Origin of the sequence: Thalassovita sp. (assembly GCF_034670005.1) — a bacterium.
GTDB lineage: Bacteria > Pseudomonadota > Alphaproteobacteria > Rhodobacterales > Rhodobacteraceae > Thalassobius.
In genome coordinates this window covers 1-14,867 of record NZ_JAXMOH010000001.1, presented here as the reverse complement: position 1 = coordinate 14,867, position 14,867 = coordinate 1, and the positions used below count along the sequence as shown (strand labels likewise).

The window sequence follows — 14,867 nt, the reverse complement described above, 5'->3', positions numbered from 1 at the left end:
GCCGGGGTGGGGCTATTCCGCCGCCGCCACCTTCGGGTCGACCAGCATCACGATGTCTTTCATAATCGCGTTCAGTTCGAAATCCTTTGGCGTGTAAACCTTGGCCACACCCATTTCCAGAAGCCGGGCCGCGTCATTGTCGGGGATGATGCCGCCGACGATCACCGGAATATGTCCCAGACCGGCACCACGCATCCTGTCCATCAGGTCTTCGACCAGTGGCATATGCGATCCCGACAGGATCGACAGGCCGACAACATGCGCCCGGGTTTCCTGCGCCGCCTTGACCAACTCCTCTGGCGTCAGCCGGATGCCTTCGTAGTCGATATCCATGCCGCAATCGCGGGCACGGAAGGCGATTTGTTCGGCTCCGTTGGAATGGCCGTCCAGCCCCGGTTTACCAACCAGGAATTTCAAGCGGCGGCCCAGCCTGTCACTGGCCATGTTCACCGCCTCGCGGATGTCTTCCAGGCCTTCGGTTTTGTTCGATACCGATTTCGACACCCCGGTCGGGCCGCGATATTCACCGAAAACCGCCCGCATCTGCGCCGCCCATTCGCCTGTTGTCACCCCGGCCTTTGCCGCGGCGATTGAGGCGGGCATCACATTGTCACCGGCTTGCGCTGCGGCGCGCAGATCGGCGAGCGCTTTGTCAACCGCTGCCTGATCGCGGTCGGCTTTCCAGCCCTGCAACCGGTCGACCTGATCGGCCTCCATGGCGGGATCGACGGTCATGATGCCACCATCGCCGGTCATCAGCGGCGACGGTTCGCCTTCGGTCCATTTGTTCACGCCGACCACGATGGTTTCGTTTTTTTCGATCCGGTTCAGCCGCTCGGCATTGGAATCGACCAACCGTCCCTTCATATAGTCGATTGCGGCAACGGCCCCGCCCATGCTATCGAGATTGGCCAATTCATGCCGCGCGCCGTCTTTCAGTGCTTCGACTTTGGCGTCGACTGCCGGGTTGCCATCGAACAGGTCTTCGTATTCCAGCAGGTCGGTCTCATAGGCCATGATCTGCTGCATCCGAAGCGACCATTGCTGATCCCAGGGGCGCGGCAGACCCAGGGCTTCGTTCCAGGCGGGCAGTTGCACCGCGCGGGCGCGGGCCTTCTTTGACAGGGTCACTGCCAGCATTTCGATCAGGATGCGGTAGACGTTGTTTTCCGGCTGCTGTTCGGTCAGGCCCAGCGAGTTCACCTGCACCCCGTAGCGGAAGCGGCGGAATTTCGGATTTTCGACGCCATAGCGCTTTTCGCAGATCTCGTCCCACAGATCGACAAAAGCGCGCATCTTGCACATCTCGGTGACGAAGCGGATACCGGCGTTCACGAAGAACGAAATCCGCCCGACCATGGCCGGGAAATCCTCTTCTGGGACGCGCGGGCGCAATTCGTCCAGCACCGCCTGCGCCGTGGCCAGCGCAAAGGACAATTCTTGTTCCGGTGTCGCGCCTGCCTCCTGCAAGTGATAGGAGCAGACATTCATCGGGTTCCATTTCGGCACGTTCGAATAGCAATATTCGGCCACGTCCGCGATCATTTTCAACGACGGTTTCGGTGGGCAGATATAGGTGCCGCGGCTCAGGTATTCCTTGATCAGGTCGTTTTGCACCGTGCCTTGCAGCTTGGAAATATCCGCCCCCTGTTCTTCGGCCACCGCGATATAAAGCGACAATAGCCAAGGCGCTGTGGCGTTGATCGTCATCGAGGTGTTCATCTGTTCCAGCGGAATGTCGTCGAACAACGCCCGCATGTCGCCCAGATGGCAGACCGGGACGCCGACCTTACCGACCTCGCCCTTGGCCAGAATGTGATCGCTGTCATACCCGGTTTGGGTCGGCAAGTCGAAGGCCACCGACAAACCGGTCTGGCCCTTGGACAGGTTCGAGCGATACAGCGCGTTCGATGCCTTTGCGGTCGAATGGCCCGCATAGGTGCGGAACAACCACGGGCGATCGGCTTGGCGGTCTTTATTCGTCTCGGTCATGGCGGCCTCGTGAATCAGGGTGGGCAATAATCTTTCGTCCTGGTGTTGATACTTGGAATTTTGTGGCGCTGTCAATTCGCCGCAACGCGGCATTTTCGGATTATTGACCCTTGTGATTTACCGGAATGCAAAACCGCGCCATGCTGCCAGAATGACGACCACAGTAGAAATGCCGCTTTGGGTTCTGGCTTTGTTGATCGCCTTTGCGGCGGTCACCTTTGCATCGCATTTCCTGTTTCCCTCGGTGCGCTGGTTTTTCCGCAAACGGATGGAGCGGCTGGTGGCGCGGCTGAACACACGTTTGACGAGGCCGATTGAACCGTTCAAGCTGGCGCGCCGTTACGACATGATCCAGCGGCTGATTTATGACCCCGAGATTGGCCAGGCGATCACCGACTATGCGGCAAGCGAAGGCATTCCGGAAAACGTCGCATTTGAACGCGCCCGCCGTTACGCCGGTGAAATCGTGCCCGCCTTCAGCGTCTGGACCTATTTCAGTTTTGCCGCGCGCGTGGCGCGCTGGCTGTGCCGCAGCTTTTATCAGGTCCGGGTCATCAATTTTGATGGTGAGCGTATTGAGCAACTTGATACCGAAGCGACGGTTGTTTTGGTGATGAACCACCGCAGCAATATGGATTATGTGTTGCTGACCCATCTGGCCGCACCGCGTGGCGCGCTCAGCTATGCGGTGGGTGAATGGGCCCGGGTCTGGCCGCTCAGCCGGTTGATCCGCGCCTTGGGGGCCTATTTCATACGGCGCCGGGACGGTGATCTGCTTTATCGGGAAATTCTGGCGAAATATGTCTACCTAGCGACCCGCGCCGGGGTCACGCAGGCGGTTTTTCCCGAAGGCCGGCTGAGTCTGACCGGTCGCTTGGCCGATCCAAAACTGGGTATTTTGAAATATATCGTCGATGCCCGCGATCCGGATGGGCGCGATGTGATCTTTGTGCCGGTGGCGTTGAATTACGATCACGTGCTGGAAGACTGCACGCTTCTGGCCGCCGCCGAAAAATCACAGCGCAGATTTCGGGTGTCGTTGCGGTCGGTGTTTTTGGGGGTGCTGAAGGTGATCTGGATAGGCCAGTCAGGGCGCAGGCGGCGGTATGGGCATGCTGGCGTATGTTTTGGAAAACCGCTGCCGCTTGCCGGGTTCGATGGCGATGTGCAGGCATTGGCCGACGAAATGATGCGTCGGATATCGGCCGCAATGCCAGTGCTGCCAGTGCCGGTTCTGGCCTATCTTCTGCTGTCCCAAGGGGCGACGGATCGGGTGACGTTGGAACTGCAGATGAAAAAGCTGCTGCTGGAAAGCAATCATTCGGCGGTCTATTGGCCACGCAACCATGCGGGGCTGGCGCTGGAACAGGCCATTACGTTGTTGGAACAACGAAATCTGATCCGGTTGGACGGCGACAAAGTGGTGCCGATTGAACGTGAAAAGCCGCTATTGCGGTTTTATGCGGCCTCTGTGGAGCATATTTTTGCTCATGCAGCATCGACAGCTTAGATTTTTCTGCGGTTGCGAGGTCATAAAATTACAAAATCAACTTAAATTGGATTGCATTGTTGCGTGACCGTCTTTATCTCTCGGGTCAGAAGCGCGATTCTGCATCGCGGCATGACCCAAACTTGGAGGCAAAGATGGCTCTGGATACTGATACGGGGATCGCCCCCTACGAAGCCCCTGAAAAGGATCTATATGAAATCGGCGAAATGCCCCCGTTGGGTTATGTGCCGGAAAAGATGTACGCTTGGGCGATCCGTCAGGACCGCCACGGCGAACCGGATAAATCGTTCCAGGTCGAAGTCGTAGACACCTGGAAAATCGACAGCCACGAAGTGCTGGTTCTGGTGATGGCGGCCGGCGTGAACTACAATGGCGTCTGGGCCGGTCTTGGCGTTCCGATCTCGCCCTTCGATTCCCACAAGCATCCCTACCATATCGCCGGGTCCGATGCGTCGGGCATCGTCTGGGCCGTAGGCGATAAGGTCAAAACCTGGAAAGTGGGCGACGAAGTCGTGATCCACTGTAATCAGGACGATGGCGATGACGAGGAATGCAATGGCGGCGACCCGATGTTTTCGCCGACGCAGCGGATCTGGGGATATGAAACCTATGACGGGTCGTTCGCGCAATTCACCCGGGTACAGGCACAGCAGCTGATGCGCCGCCCCAAGCACCTGACTTGGGAAGAAAGCGCCTGTTACACCCTGACACTGGCCACCGCTTACCGGATGCTGTTCGGCCATCATCCGCATGAACTGAAGCCGGGTCAGAACGTTCTGGTCTGGGGCGCTTCGGGCGGACTGGGGTCTTTCGCGATCCAGCTGGCCAATGCCGCTGGCGCCAACGCGATCGGGGTGATTTCGGACGAAGACAAACGTGACTTCGTGATGAGCCTCGGTGCCAAGGGCGTGATCAACCGCAAGGATTTCGATTGCTGGGGTCAGTTGCCCACGGTGAATACGCCAGAATACAACGCGTGGCTAAAAGAAGCCCGCAAATTTGGCAAGGCGATCTGGGATATTCTGGGCAAGGGTGTCAGCGTCGACATGGTGTTCGAACACCCCGGCGAAGCGACGTTCCCGGTCTCGACTCTGGTGGTGAAAAAGGGCGGCATGGTCGTGATCTGCGCCGGAACCTCGGGGTTCAACTGTACCTTTGACGTGCGCTACATGTGGATGCATCAGAAGCGTTTGCAGGGGTCGCACTTTGCGCATCTGAAACAGGCTTCGGCCGCGAATAAGCTGATGATCGAACGCCGTATCGATCCCTGCATGTCGGAAGTCTTCCCTTGGGCGGAAATCCCCGATGCGCATCTCAAGATGCTGAGAAATGAACACAAGCCCGGCAATATGGCGGTGCTGGTTCAGGCCCCCCGGACCGGGTTGCGCACCCTCGAAGACGTTTTGGAAGCAGGCAAGAAATAAGCCTGATACGATAGATTCGAAAATGATCCGCGGTGCCTGGAAATGCGCCGCGGATTTTTTTTATGAAAGCCCTGTAGCTGAGGCGTGCGCACCGGTTCCCGCCCCTTAACCGGTCCTGTCTAGCGTTTTCCCGAACTGAGGGAAAACGATGCTGCGTTATCTTTCCGCCGAGCACCTGCACCGGTATCCGTATCTGCGCGAAACCATGTGTCAGGATGCGGGGAGGCTGAATGCACGGGGTCTGGTCATGGGCGAAACCCGTGATCCGAGGAGCGGTCAGGGGCCACTTTACCTGCTTTGGCAACGCGGCGATGGCCGCCATGGCGGATCGATGCGGTTCGTGCCCCTGTCGGACTGTTCGGCGGTCTGGCATTGTAGTCGGTTCTGCCTGTCGCCAGTTTCCGATCTGAACGTCGCTGCGGCACTGTTGTTGGGGGCGGCGGAAATTCTTGATCGCTTCAGTTTGCACCATTTTACATGCAGCCATGACGCGCGTTTCGCGAGGATTTGCACAGGGATCGGGGCAAGCCCGCGTTTGCTGACCTGCAACGGTGCAGCACAGGTCTGTTTGTGGTCCCCGGACGCTGAGGCCAAGGCTCGCGCGGCGCGCATGGCACGGTTGACGCTGGCGCAATCGGCGATGTGGTTCGAGCGCGCTTTTCCGGACTGTCAGGACCGGAAAGAAATGCAGATCCGAAAGTTTACGAAGAGGCGGCCCTAGCCCTTTGCGTGACCCCGATATAGGGTCGCGCCATGACCATACCCGCGCTGCAATTTTCGCATGATCAGGCCGAAGCCTATGACCGTATCGCCGATGTTCTGCGGTCGGCCGGTGTGGATTTGGCCGAAGGTATCCTGACACCGCCACAGGACGGCAAAACCCGGGTTCTGGCAGTGACCGGCAAGGCCGGTTCGGGCAAAACCTTGTTGCTGGCCGAGCTTTATAAGTCGTTGGAAGCGGCGGGCGTGGATGTGGTGTCGGGCGATTACGAAGGGCGCAAGCGCAAAGACCGGCGCACATTGGCGATCCTTGCCCCGACCAACAAGGCGGCCAGCGTGTTGCGCAACCGGCGGGTCCCGGCAACGACGATCCACCGTATTCTTTACACCCCCGTCTATGATCCAGAATATGAAAAGATAGCGGAATGGCTGGCCGGAAACGGTGAAAAGCCGGAAATCGAAGGCCTAACCGACGAAGCGCTGAACCGTGCCCATGCGTTTTACCAGCTGCATAAGTCAATTCCCGGTGCGCTGGCTGCCGCGGGGCTGCGCGGATCGGATTTCATCACCGGCTGGAAACGCCGTGACGATCCTCTGGATATTGGGTTCGTCGATGAATCTTCGATGTTGGATGAAAAACAGTTCGCCGATCTCAAGGAAATTTTCCCCACTCTGCTGCTATTTGGCGATCCGGCGCAGTTGGCCCCGGTCGGGCAATCGGGCAAGATGGTATTCGACACCATGCCGGAACCTGCCGTGCTGAGCCTGCACCGCATCCACCGGCAGGACGCCGATAACCCGATCCTGGATCTGGCCCATGCGCTGGCAGATCCGGCGCTAGGGTTTGAAGACTTCGAACGCATGGTCGAACAGGCCGCCAAGACCGACGAACGTGTGGTCTGGGCCCAGCGGGTTGAGGTCGACCTGATGGCACGTTCGCCGGTTCTGGTCTGGCGCAATGCCACTCGCATTCGGCTGATCAATGCTTTCCGGTCTGTCTATGACGCCCCTGAAGACGCGTTGCTGGAAGGTGAGCCGTTGATTTGTGACGGGCTCGAACTGCCCTTGAAGCACCGCAAAAAGCGGCTGGATCTCGAAGCGCGCGGGCTGATCAAGGGGGCGCAGGTGATCTATCTTGGCCGGGGCCGGAAAACCGGATTTTCCCGCTTGCATGTGATCGGAGCCGAAGACCCACAAGTGTCCGCCGCGTCCATCGTTAAGATCGAAAAGCCGGACGAAGAAGAACCCTTCATCCCCTTTGCCGCCCGTATGGGGGCGGTGTTTCTGCACGGCGCGGCAGTCACCATTCACAAGGCGCAGGGATCGCAATGGCGCGATGTGCAGGTTTTTGCCCCCGATCTTTACGCGGCGGCCCGGATGGGCAGGGTCGAAGCGGGGCAACCCCTGTGGAAGCGTTTGGCCTATGTCGCCATCACCCGGGCCGAAGAGCGGCTGCATTGGGTGGTGCGGCCGCGACTTTCGAAACCCAGCGGACCGCTACGGGTCGATGATCTGCGCACCGTACCCGCCGCACCACTGAGCCTGTTGCAGGAGGCAGAAGAATGAAAACGATAATCGTCACCGGTGCCAGCGCCGGGATCGGCGCGGCCTGCGCCCGGTCATTTTTGGACCATGGCTGGCGTGTCGGGTTGCTGGCACGGCGAGAAGCGGCGCTGAAACAGGTTGCCGAAGGGGGCGAAAACGCGATTATTCTGCCCTGTGACGTGACCGATCCGGACAGTGTTGACGCCGCTTTTGATCGGTTCGTGGATCAGGCCGGGCGACTGGACGTTCTATTCAACAATGCCGGTATGTTCGGCAGTGCCGCCCCGATTGACGAGATCAGTATCGAGGACTGGCGTCAGGTGCGGTCGGTCAACCTGGACGGTATGTTTTTCTGTGCCCGGGCGGCTTTCAAACGGATGCGGGCGCAAAAACCACAAGGGGGCCGGATCATCAACAACGGATCAATCAGCGCCCACGCCCCGCGCGAAGGGTCGGTCTGTTATACCACGACCAAACACGCGATTACCGGGCTGACCAAGACGCTGTCGCTTGACGGGCGGGCCTTTGACATTGCCTGCGGTCAGATTGACATCGGCAATGCGCGGACCGAACTTCTGCAAGGGATCATCGACCAGAACCCCGATAATCCGCCGCCGACGATGGCGGTGGACGATGTTGCCAAGGCGGTGCAGCAAATGGCCGGACTGGCACCCGAGGCGAATGTGCAATTCATGACCCTGATGGCGACCAAGATGCCCTTTATCGGGCGCGGCTGAGGGCTGCCAATCTGGTAGCCGGGGGATTGTTACCTCTCGCGGATCAGCCGGAACACGGCAGACGCCCCCCAGCCAGCAACGATTGCGATGACCACCGACAACACCCCGTAGATCGGCGCGTGTTCCTGAGCCAGATTATACAGGAAGCGTTCCAGCCCGACCTTGCGTACATCAATGGTGGTTTCGAAATGCGATATCACACTGCCATCCCGGGTCAGGAAAATCCGCGCCTTGTAAGCGCCCTCGGTCAGGTTCGAAGGCAGGGCGATTGACGTCCGAAACAGCGTCTGCTGATCGACCACGACCGCGTTTTCCAGCAGTTGATAACTATTATTTTCCTGCTGAATTCGGATCAGGGCCTTTGTGAAATCTTTGGTATTGCCGAATTCCACCGTGCGGCTGACAGTTTGAATGGCACGATCTACGGTGATTTTGTAACGCTCGTTTTCGATCCGCTCCAGCACCTCGGACAACGGTCCGCTGGAGGCAACGGCATAAAAGACCGGAGCGCTGTCAACTTCCAGTGACGCCGCATTGATCCAGATGCCGAAACGCTGCTCCTTGCGTCGCACCAGCAACGGACCGGAGGGTCCTTCAACGGTAACGATTACTTCTAACGGGTCGTCCGGGATCGGTGTCTCACGCTTGACCGCACCGAACAGCAGAATGTCGGACCCGTCGAACCGTGCGGTGATCGCCACTTGGTTTTGTGACAGGCCCAGCACAATTTCTTCATCTTGTGCGGCAGCTTGTAGCGGCATCAGCATGAGAAAAAACAGGGCCAGAAACCGGCTCATCCTTCCGCTCCCGCTTGGGCCAGCGAATAAAGCTCGGATGGTTCGATCAACAGCTCCAGTGCGATCTTGCCGCAAACGGACAGCACCAGCAGTGCCAACAACACACGCAACATTTCCGCCCTCAGCTTGACCCCGATACTGGTGCCCACCTGCGCCCCGATTACGCCGCCGATCAGCAAGAACAGCGCCAGTGGCAGATCGACGGTATTGTTGGTGATCGCATGCAACAGGGTGGTGAACCCGGCAACGAAAATGATTTGGAACAGCGAAGTACCGACCACAACCTTGGTCGGCATTCCCAGAATATAAATCATCGCGGGGACCATGATGAAACCGCCGCCGACACCCATGATCGCCGCCAGCAATCCAACGGCGAATCCGACGATCAAGGGCGGTATCGCCGAGATATAAAGGCTGGAGGCACGAAACCGCATTTTGAAGGGCAGGGCATGAATCCAATTGCGCTGTTTGCGCTTTTTCGGCATCACACCGCCCGCCTTGCGGGCGCGTTGGATCGCGCGCAGGCTTTCGACGAACATGAGCGCCCCGATGATACCCAGGAACACGACATAGCAAAGCCGCACCATCAAATCGACCTGACCCAGAGATCTGAGATAGTTGAACACAACCACCCCGGCGCCCGATCCGATCAGCCCTCCAACCAGCAGCACATACCCCATTTTCAAATCGACGGTCTTGCGCTTCAGATGCGCCATCAGACCGGATACCGATGAGGCGACGATCTGATTGGCCGAGGTCGCCACCGCCACGGCGGGCGGAATGCCGACAAAAAACAGCAATGGCGTGATCAGAAACCCGCCGCCGACACCAAAGATACCCGACAGGATGCCGACAATGCCGCCCAAGCCCAGTAACAGGAACGCGTTGACCGAGACTTCAGCGATGGGCAGGTAAATATTCATGTCCGTTCCTAGCTCGACCCACGCCGGGTAATCAAGCATGCTGCGCTGCAAATGTGCCTCAACACCGCTTCGGTGTGCTCCATAGGGCATAACCGGGCTGCGCGGACGTATAGCAGGACTAGTTATGCAGCGATTTTTGGCTGTTTTGCTTAGCGTTAAGCCCTGTCGCTTCGCTGAGTTGCGTTGCGGGCAAAACCGGTGAGAATCACTCTGGTCAAAAATCAGTTGCGGCAGGAAACTGCCGGGTCCTTTTGACTCAGTGGGCGATTTCTGAACGATCTGGGGGCAGGCTGCGGGACAGGATCAGCGCCGCCACAGCGCTGCCATCGGGTTGTCGATAATAACCCGGCCGTATCGCAGTCTGCTCGTAGCCCGCTGTCCGATAGAGTTTTATTGCAGGCAGGTTATTTTCGGCTACTTCCAGAAACGATGTTTCGGCTCCGCGCTCTTGAGCGGCCGCATGATAAAGGTCCAGCACCGTACGGCCTTGGCCCTGCCGTTGATACTCTGGTTCTGTCGCCAGCGTCAGCAATTCGGCCTCTTCCGCGATCACCCGCCCTAAGGCGAAAGCATGATCGCTAAAAACAACAAAGACGTGCGGCGATGACAGCAAAGACCGGAATTCGGAAGCCGCCCATGGGCGTTGCGCGGTAAACGCGTCCCGGTGAATGCGGGCCAGCTCTTCAGCTTTCATCGGACAGGATGACCGGCGCCGGATCGCGCGGCGGCGCAGCGTCGGCAGCTTTGATGTAAAGTGGGGCAGGGGGCAGGGTCGTATCGGAATATGTCGCCGCAACAATCCGGGCCATGTTTTCAGCGAGACGCGCCGGAGGCGGAGCAGCGAGCAGTGGCGGCTCTAACAAAGCCGATTCATCCCGCGCTGCCATTCGGGCGGGTTCGCCGGTCGGGGCGATATAGACCTGATCGCGCGGGCCAGGGACAACCGGTATATGCGGTTCGTCATGATTCAGGCTGGTGGCTGCAAACGTGGTCACCCCAAGCGCCGGAATGTCCAGCGCCAGCGCCAGCCCGCGCGCGGCGGATACTGAAATCCGGATGCCGGTAAAATTGCCCGGACCGGTACCGACAGCGATGGCATCCAGATCGGCCCAGCCCTTGTCTGCCTCACTTAATACCTCTTCCAGCAATGGTAACAGCCGTTCCGCCTGACCCCGACCCATGTCTTCGGCCCGGGATGCGACTATTCTGTCACCCGACAGCAAAGCGGCCGCGCAATGCGCGGCCGATGTGTCAAACGCCAGCACCAGTGGTTCAGACGGCAACAGGGCGTACCTCGGTTACTTCGGGAATATAATGGCGCAGCAGGTTTTCGATGCCCATTTTCAACGTCAGGGTCGAAGACGGACATCCCGCGCAGGCCCCCTGCATATGCAGGTAGACCACACCGCGATCGAAGCCGTGAAAGGTAATGTCGCCACCATCCTGCGCCACTGCCGGGCGCACCCGGGTATCCAGAAGTTCCTTGATCTGGCCGACGATTTCGGCGTCCGGGCCGTCGTGCTCGGCATGACCCGACGCCGCAGTGCTGTCGCCCGCCATCACCGGTTGACCGGATTGATAATGTTCCATGATCGCGCCCAGAATGCCGGGCTTGATGTGATCCCATTCGACATCGTCAACCTTGGTCACGGTGACGAAATCGCCGCCAAAAAACACGCCGCTCACGCCGCTGACCGCAAAAATCCGCTGCGCCAGAGGCGATGTGCCGGCCGCGTCTGCCGACGGGAAATCCGCAGTGCCCGCGCCAAGAACGGCCTGACCGGGCAGGAATTTCAGCGTTGCCGGGTTCGGTGTGGATTCTGTCTGAATAAACATCGCGAGGATACCTTTCTAGTTAACTCAGGATATGCGCCCGACATCGCCCGGAGTCAAGGTTTAGAATGGTTCTAATAGCCTCTGGCAGGCTCAGGTGATTGCGTCCAGCCGTTCCTTGGACAGATCGCCGGGCACGATGGTAATCGGTACGGGCAGGCTGCCCGCGCTGCGACTAAGCTGGGTTACCAACGGTCCCGGGCCCTTCTTTTCACTGCCCGCGCCAAGCACAAGCACACCAATCGCGGCGTCGTCGGCGATCTCGCTCAGGATCTCAGTGACCGGTTCGCCCTCGCGGATCACCAACTCGGGATCGATGCCCTGACGGTCGCGCATCCATTTGGCAAATACTTCGTAATGCACTTCGATCCGTTCGCGGGTTTCTTCCCGCATGATGTCGCTCACACCGATCCAGTGGTTGAATTCTTCCGGTGGAATAACTGACAATATTTTCACGCCGCCGCCGGATTTGGCCGCGCGCATAGCGGCGAACCGCATTGCATTCAGGCATTCGCGACTGTCATCCAGGATGACAAGAAATTTACGCATCCCCAACTCCCTGTTTTGCCGGATCATGGCGCAGGCGGTTTGATCTGGCAACCAGGCAGTGATGACCGCTCATTTACACAAGGCCGCGGCGGTGGCGCCGAATTCCTTGTAACGCAGCCAGAACCTTTCATGGGTCCGGCTGTCGGATTGGCGGATTTCCTGCGCTTTGTGCGGATCTTGGAAGAACTTTGCGGCGCGGCGCTGATCGGCGCGGCTTAGCGTTTGGTTGGCCACGTCCTGAATACAGCGGCACAAGGCCCAGCTTTTCTGTTTCCGGTTCGAGGCCATGCAAGCCCGGTCGATCGGTCCGGCCTCGGCGACAATTGGTACAATGGTCATCGCCAACGAAGCGGCCCAAAGGAAGCGTTTCATATATCTGCCTCGTTCTCGGGGTGCGCAGGTGTTTACACCTTATTTTGAACCGCCCCACATGTTACTCTACGTGCTCGACGACCGATTATGCCTCAGGGCGCAAATGATTTCAATTGGCCCCGCTGTCGCGGGAAATGTGGGGGAATAATGAAGAAACTCTTGGTTTTGCTGACACTGATGGCCGCGCCGGTCTGGGCCGAGGACAAGCCGGTCAATATCACCCGGGACACCGCATCGGTGACGATCCCGCTGACCGACGGCACGGCGGAAATCAGGCGCATCGGAGATAACGATCACCGGATCGATGACGACTGGGGCCGTACCTCGCGCGCCTGCCCGCCTTTTTGCATTCAGCCGCAATCGCCCGCACCAGGCGTCACCACGATCGGCGAACTGGAACTGATCGCGCTGTTGCAGGACCCCGAGGTGGTGGTGATGGACAGCCGCACGCCGGAATGGTTCGAGGGCGGGTCGATCCCGGGCGCGATCAACGTGCCTTACACGCAGGTGATTGATCATCTGGGCGAATTGGGCTGTGACATCGATTTTGACGGCTATGTCTGTGAAAACCCCACTCGCGTTGCGTTGTTCTGCAACGGCAACTGGTGTGGCCAATCCCCCACCGCGATCCGCAACATGATCGAAGCGGGCTTCCCTGCCGATCACATTTATTACTATCGTGGCGGTATGCAGGCCTGGCGGTTGCTGGGGCTGACCGTGACAGGGGAATAACGCGATGCGCTGGATTCTGATGACGGGCTTTCTGGTTCTGGCGGGATGCGGGGTGCCGTTCGTGCCGCTGATCTGACCGCCTCAGCCCGGTTTGCGTGCAACGCCCCAATCGGCGCCGGGGTGTTCGCGCACATGGGTGTAGCCCAGATGCGGCAACACCGTATCCCACACCAGCCGAACGGTGCGGGTTTCCTGTTCGTCCTGCGAAAACGCCTTTGTCGTCGCCGGGTTTTTCTGATGATGGGGCGATGTCGCCATTGACCAGTTCATATCGTCCAGCACCAGAATACCGCCGGGTTTGAGCAGCATATCGACCAGCAAAACGCCAAAGCCGGTGCCGTCCCAGTGATGCCCGCCATCGAAATAGCACAGGTCGAATTGCGGCCTTGGCGTGCTGTTGATCAGCTTCTGTAATTCCCAGGTATAGGACCGATGGGCGATGCGCGGCGTGACCCGGTGGTCCAGCCCGGCGGTTTTCAGCAGATCGTTGATATTCGGGGACCGGTTGGCCGCGCTGGTCCGGTCGATAGTGACCAGATGCCCGGCGCCCTGATCTTCCAGAATGGCCCCGATATAGGCGCTGCTTTTACCCTGAAAGAACCCGATTTCCAGAATGTCCTGCGCGCCGTGGTCCTGAATGATCTGCCGCAGCAGTGCCGCATGGGCCTGGTCCATATAGGGGATGTCGGCAAAGGTCTGGGTAATGAAATTGAATTTTGACATGGCTGCCCCGGAATTGACTGCTGCGTTGGGATTGTTATGGCACGCGGTTGGAACAGGGGGAACCGGGATTGTCAGGCAGCAAAGCCCGGGTGTGACGGTCCGGAAACCCGCCCTCCGGTTTGCTGGCGCGGACCAAGGGCGCAACCCGCCCCGCCAGACGCCCGGGCCGCCCGTCGCACCAAAGGTGCGCCGACTATAAATCGGCTCGCCTACGGCGAAACGGCACGGCGATTGGGTGAGGTTCGCGCATCGTTCGGAAGGTTTGCGGAGCGGCGGGATCAATGGCCACATCACAACCGTCGGATCGCCGCACCGCGGCCCGCCGATGGCGCTTGGGATTGGACGGCTTGAGAGGGTCCGGCATAGGGGTGGGTGGGATTTCATCCCACCTTTTGCGCCGATGGTGCCGGGGGATGGTGGGCTGTAAGCCCACCCTACGGCTTTCTAGTCATGGTCTCGGATCGCATTCAGCATCGCTGACAAGTGAGCGGTTTCGCCAATAAGCAAATAGCTAAGTTTTTCTGATGCGCCGGAAAAGGTATGAAAATTTCCAGCCTTCACGTCAAAAATCGTAAACTTAGTTTCGGGCGAAAGGCCAGCTAGCGTTTGGTTCATGATAAGGCCAGCCATTTGGGCTTTCAGCTTTGATAGTTTGTTTTTGTTGAGGAAGAGCTTTATTGCGTGCTTTTCTCCGCCCAGTTCAAGGCCGAGTTCGGGATTCACGGTGATGTTGAACTCAGGCGATTGCCAATCGCTTTTAGGAGGAGCAAACCACTTAATATGCCCAACCTTCGACCTCCATTTTTGATAACAATCAGCAGTTTCTTGGAAATTTTTTTGTTTTTTGGGGTTTTGAGCGGATATGAAGCTTTTCCAGTCTGGATTGACGTGCTCCCCTGAAAAGTCCGCAGTTTGAGGTTAGTCTGTTCTCTGACGAAGGAGACAGACGATGAAGAGAAGCCGTTTCAGCGAAGATCAGATTATCGGCATCCTGAAGGAGCACCAGGCTG

17 protein-coding genes are annotated in these 14,867 nt (G+C 58.6%); 6 read left to right on the top strand and 11 right to left on the bottom strand.

Annotated features, from left to right (window positions below; all coding sequences use genetic code 11):
* Window positions 1-12: 12 nt before the first annotated feature.
* A complete protein-coding gene (locus VOI23_RS00085; RefSeq protein WP_323779698.1) occupies window positions 13-1,992 on the bottom strand; it encodes a protein meaA in 1,980 nt (659 codons plus the stop codon).
* Window positions 1,993-2,143: 151 nt separating this feature from the next.
* Between VOI23_RS00085 and VOI23_RS00080 the strand changes: the two genes are divergently transcribed.
* The 5 genes from VOI23_RS00080 (at window position 2,144) to VOI23_RS00060 (ending at window position 7,928) form a co-directional block, all read left to right on the top strand.
* Window positions 2,144-3,502 (top strand): 1-acyl-sn-glycerol-3-phosphate acyltransferase, encoded by a 1,359-nt coding sequence (locus VOI23_RS00080; protein ID WP_323779695.1) that lies wholly within the window; start codon window positions 2,144-2,146, stop codon window positions 3,500-3,502.
* A 134-nt stretch (window positions 3,503-3,636) separates the two neighbouring features.
* Window positions 3,637-4,926: a crotonyl-CoA carboxylase/reductase gene (gene ccrA / locus VOI23_RS00075; protein ID WP_323779692.1), complete on the top strand. Its 1,290-nt coding sequence runs from the start codon at window positions 3,637-3,639 to the stop codon at window positions 4,924-4,926.
* Window positions 4,927-5,074: 148 nt separating this feature from the next.
* Window positions 5,075-5,647: a hypothetical protein gene (locus VOI23_RS00070; protein ID WP_323779689.1), complete on the top strand. Its 573-nt coding sequence runs from the start codon at window positions 5,075-5,077 to the stop codon at window positions 5,645-5,647.
* Window positions 5,648-5,679: 32 nt separating this feature from the next.
* Window positions 5,680-7,212, top strand: coding sequence for an ATP-dependent DNA helicase (locus VOI23_RS00065; RefSeq protein ID WP_323779687.1), 1,533 nt, complete (start codon window positions 5,680-5,682; stop codon window positions 7,210-7,212).
* Window positions 7,209-7,928, top strand: coding sequence for an SDR family oxidoreductase (locus tag VOI23_RS00060; protein ID WP_323779684.1), 720 nt, complete (start codon window positions 7,209-7,211; stop codon window positions 7,926-7,928). Before VOI23_RS00065 ends, VOI23_RS00060 begins: the two co-directional genes overlap by 4 nt.
* A gap of 29 nt (window positions 7,929-7,957) precedes the next feature.
* Here VOI23_RS00060 and VOI23_RS00055 read toward each other — a convergent pair whose 3' ends face one another.
* From VOI23_RS00055 to VOI23_RS00025, 7 genes are all read right to left on the bottom strand, one after another.
* Window positions 7,958-8,725: a TIGR02186 family protein gene (locus VOI23_RS00055; protein ID WP_323779681.1), complete on the bottom strand. Its 768-nt coding sequence runs from the start codon at window positions 8,723-8,725 to the stop codon at window positions 7,958-7,960.
* Complete coding sequence (locus tag VOI23_RS00050; RefSeq protein ID WP_323779679.1) at window positions 8,722-9,648, bottom strand: sulfite exporter TauE/SafE family protein; 927 nt, start codon at window positions 9,646-9,648, stop codon at window positions 8,722-8,724. The genes VOI23_RS00055 and VOI23_RS00050 overlap by 4 nt, the downstream gene beginning before the upstream one ends.
* A gap of 256 nt (window positions 9,649-9,904) precedes the next feature.
* Window positions 9,905-10,342 (bottom strand): GNAT family N-acetyltransferase, encoded by a 438-nt coding sequence (locus VOI23_RS00045; protein WP_323779676.1) that lies wholly within the window; start codon window positions 10,340-10,342, stop codon window positions 9,905-9,907.
* Complete coding sequence (tsaB, locus tag VOI23_RS00040) at window positions 10,332-10,931, bottom strand: tRNA (adenosine(37)-N6)-threonylcarbamoyltransferase complex dimerization subunit type 1 TsaB (RefSeq protein WP_323779672.1); 600 nt, start codon at window positions 10,929-10,931, stop codon at window positions 10,332-10,334. Before tsaB ends, VOI23_RS00045 begins: the two co-directional genes overlap by 11 nt.
* Window positions 10,921-11,484 carry a NifU family protein gene (locus tag VOI23_RS00035; protein WP_323779669.1) on the bottom strand — a complete coding sequence of 188 codons (564 nt, stop codon included), beginning with the start codon at window positions 11,482-11,484 and terminating at the stop codon, window positions 10,921-10,923. The genes tsaB and VOI23_RS00035 overlap by 11 nt, the downstream gene beginning before the upstream one ends.
* Before the next feature lie 90 nt (window positions 11,485-11,574).
* Window positions 11,575-12,030 carry a universal stress protein gene (locus tag VOI23_RS00030; protein WP_323779667.1) on the bottom strand — a complete coding sequence of 152 codons (456 nt, stop codon included), beginning with the start codon at window positions 12,028-12,030 and terminating at the stop codon, window positions 11,575-11,577.
* A gap of 69 nt (window positions 12,031-12,099) precedes the next feature.
* Window positions 12,100-12,402 carry a hypothetical protein gene (locus tag VOI23_RS00025; protein ID WP_323779664.1) on the bottom strand — a complete coding sequence of 101 codons (303 nt, stop codon included), beginning with the start codon at window positions 12,400-12,402 and terminating at the stop codon, window positions 12,100-12,102.
* 147 nt (window positions 12,403-12,549) lie between these two features.
* Between VOI23_RS00025 and VOI23_RS00020 the strand changes: the two genes are divergently transcribed.
* Window positions 12,550-13,134 carry a rhodanese-like domain-containing protein gene (locus VOI23_RS00020; protein ID WP_323779661.1) on the top strand — a complete coding sequence of 195 codons (585 nt, stop codon included), beginning with the start codon at window positions 12,550-12,552 and terminating at the stop codon, window positions 13,132-13,134.
* An 81-nt stretch (window positions 13,135-13,215) separates the two neighbouring features.
* Here the strand turns inward: VOI23_RS00020 and VOI23_RS00015 are convergent, their stop codons facing one another.
* From VOI23_RS00015 to VOI23_RS00005, 3 genes are all read right to left on the bottom strand, one after another.
* Window positions 13,216-13,857: a class I SAM-dependent methyltransferase gene (locus tag VOI23_RS00015; RefSeq protein ID WP_323779658.1), complete on the bottom strand. Its 642-nt coding sequence runs from the start codon at window positions 13,855-13,857 to the stop codon at window positions 13,216-13,218.
* A gap of 444 nt (window positions 13,858-14,301) precedes the next feature.
* A complete protein-coding gene (locus VOI23_RS00010; protein ID WP_323779656.1) occupies window positions 14,302-14,580 on the bottom strand; it encodes a hypothetical protein in 279 nt (92 codons plus the stop codon).
* Window positions 14,581-14,671: 91 nt separating this feature from the next.
* A partial coding sequence (locus tag VOI23_RS00005) for a hypothetical protein (protein WP_323779653.1) occupies window positions 14,672-14,867 on the bottom strand: 196 nt, incomplete at its 5' end.

What these genes read in the sequence shown, in the direction of transcription:
- VOI23_RS00020 (WP_323779661.1), top strand. Translation starts at nt 12,550, where the DNA reads ATGAAGAAACTCTTGGTTTTGCTGACACTGATGGCCGCGCCGGTCTGG.
- VOI23_RS00085 (WP_323779698.1), bottom strand. Translation starts at nt 1,992, where the DNA reads ATGACCGAGACGAATAAAGACCGCCAAGCCGATCGCCCGTGGTTGTTC.
- VOI23_RS00050 (WP_323779679.1), bottom strand. Translation starts at nt 9,648, where the DNA reads ATGAATATTTACCTGCCCATCGCTGAAGTCTCGGTCAACGCGTTCCTG.
- VOI23_RS00055 (WP_323779681.1), bottom strand. Translation starts at nt 8,725, where the DNA reads ATGAGCCGGTTTCTGGCCCTGTTTTTTCTCATGCTGATGCCGCTACAA.
- VOI23_RS00015 (WP_323779658.1), bottom strand. Translation starts at nt 13,857, where the DNA reads ATGTCAAAATTCAATTTCATTACCCAGACCTTTGCCGACATCCCCTAT.
- VOI23_RS00030 (WP_323779667.1), bottom strand. Translation starts at nt 12,030, where the DNA reads ATGCGTAAATTTCTTGTCATCCTGGATGACAGTCGCGAATGCCTGAAT.
- VOI23_RS00070 (WP_323779689.1), top strand. Translation starts at nt 5,075, where the DNA reads ATGCTGCGTTATCTTTCCGCCGAGCACCTGCACCGGTATCCGTATCTG.
- VOI23_RS00060 (WP_323779684.1), top strand. Translation starts at nt 7,209, where the DNA reads ATGAAAACGATAATCGTCACCGGTGCCAGCGCCGGGATCGGCGCGGCC.
- ccrA (WP_323779692.1), top strand. Translation starts at nt 3,637, where the DNA reads ATGGCTCTGGATACTGATACGGGGATCGCCCCCTACGAAGCCCCTGAA.
- VOI23_RS00035 (WP_323779669.1), bottom strand. Translation starts at nt 11,484, where the DNA reads ATGTTTATTCAGACAGAATCCACACCGAACCCGGCAACGCTGAAATTC.
- VOI23_RS00065 (WP_323779687.1), top strand. Translation starts at nt 5,680, where the DNA reads ATGACCATACCCGCGCTGCAATTTTCGCATGATCAGGCCGAAGCCTAT.
- VOI23_RS00025 (WP_323779664.1), bottom strand. Translation starts at nt 12,402, where the DNA reads ATGAAACGCTTCCTTTGGGCCGCTTCGTTGGCGATGACCATTGTACCA.
- VOI23_RS00080 (WP_323779695.1), top strand. Translation starts at nt 2,144, where the DNA reads ATGACGACCACAGTAGAAATGCCGCTTTGGGTTCTGGCTTTGTTGATC.
- VOI23_RS00045 (WP_323779676.1), bottom strand. Translation starts at nt 10,342, where the DNA reads ATGAAAGCTGAAGAGCTGGCCCGCATTCACCGGGACGCGTTTACCGCG.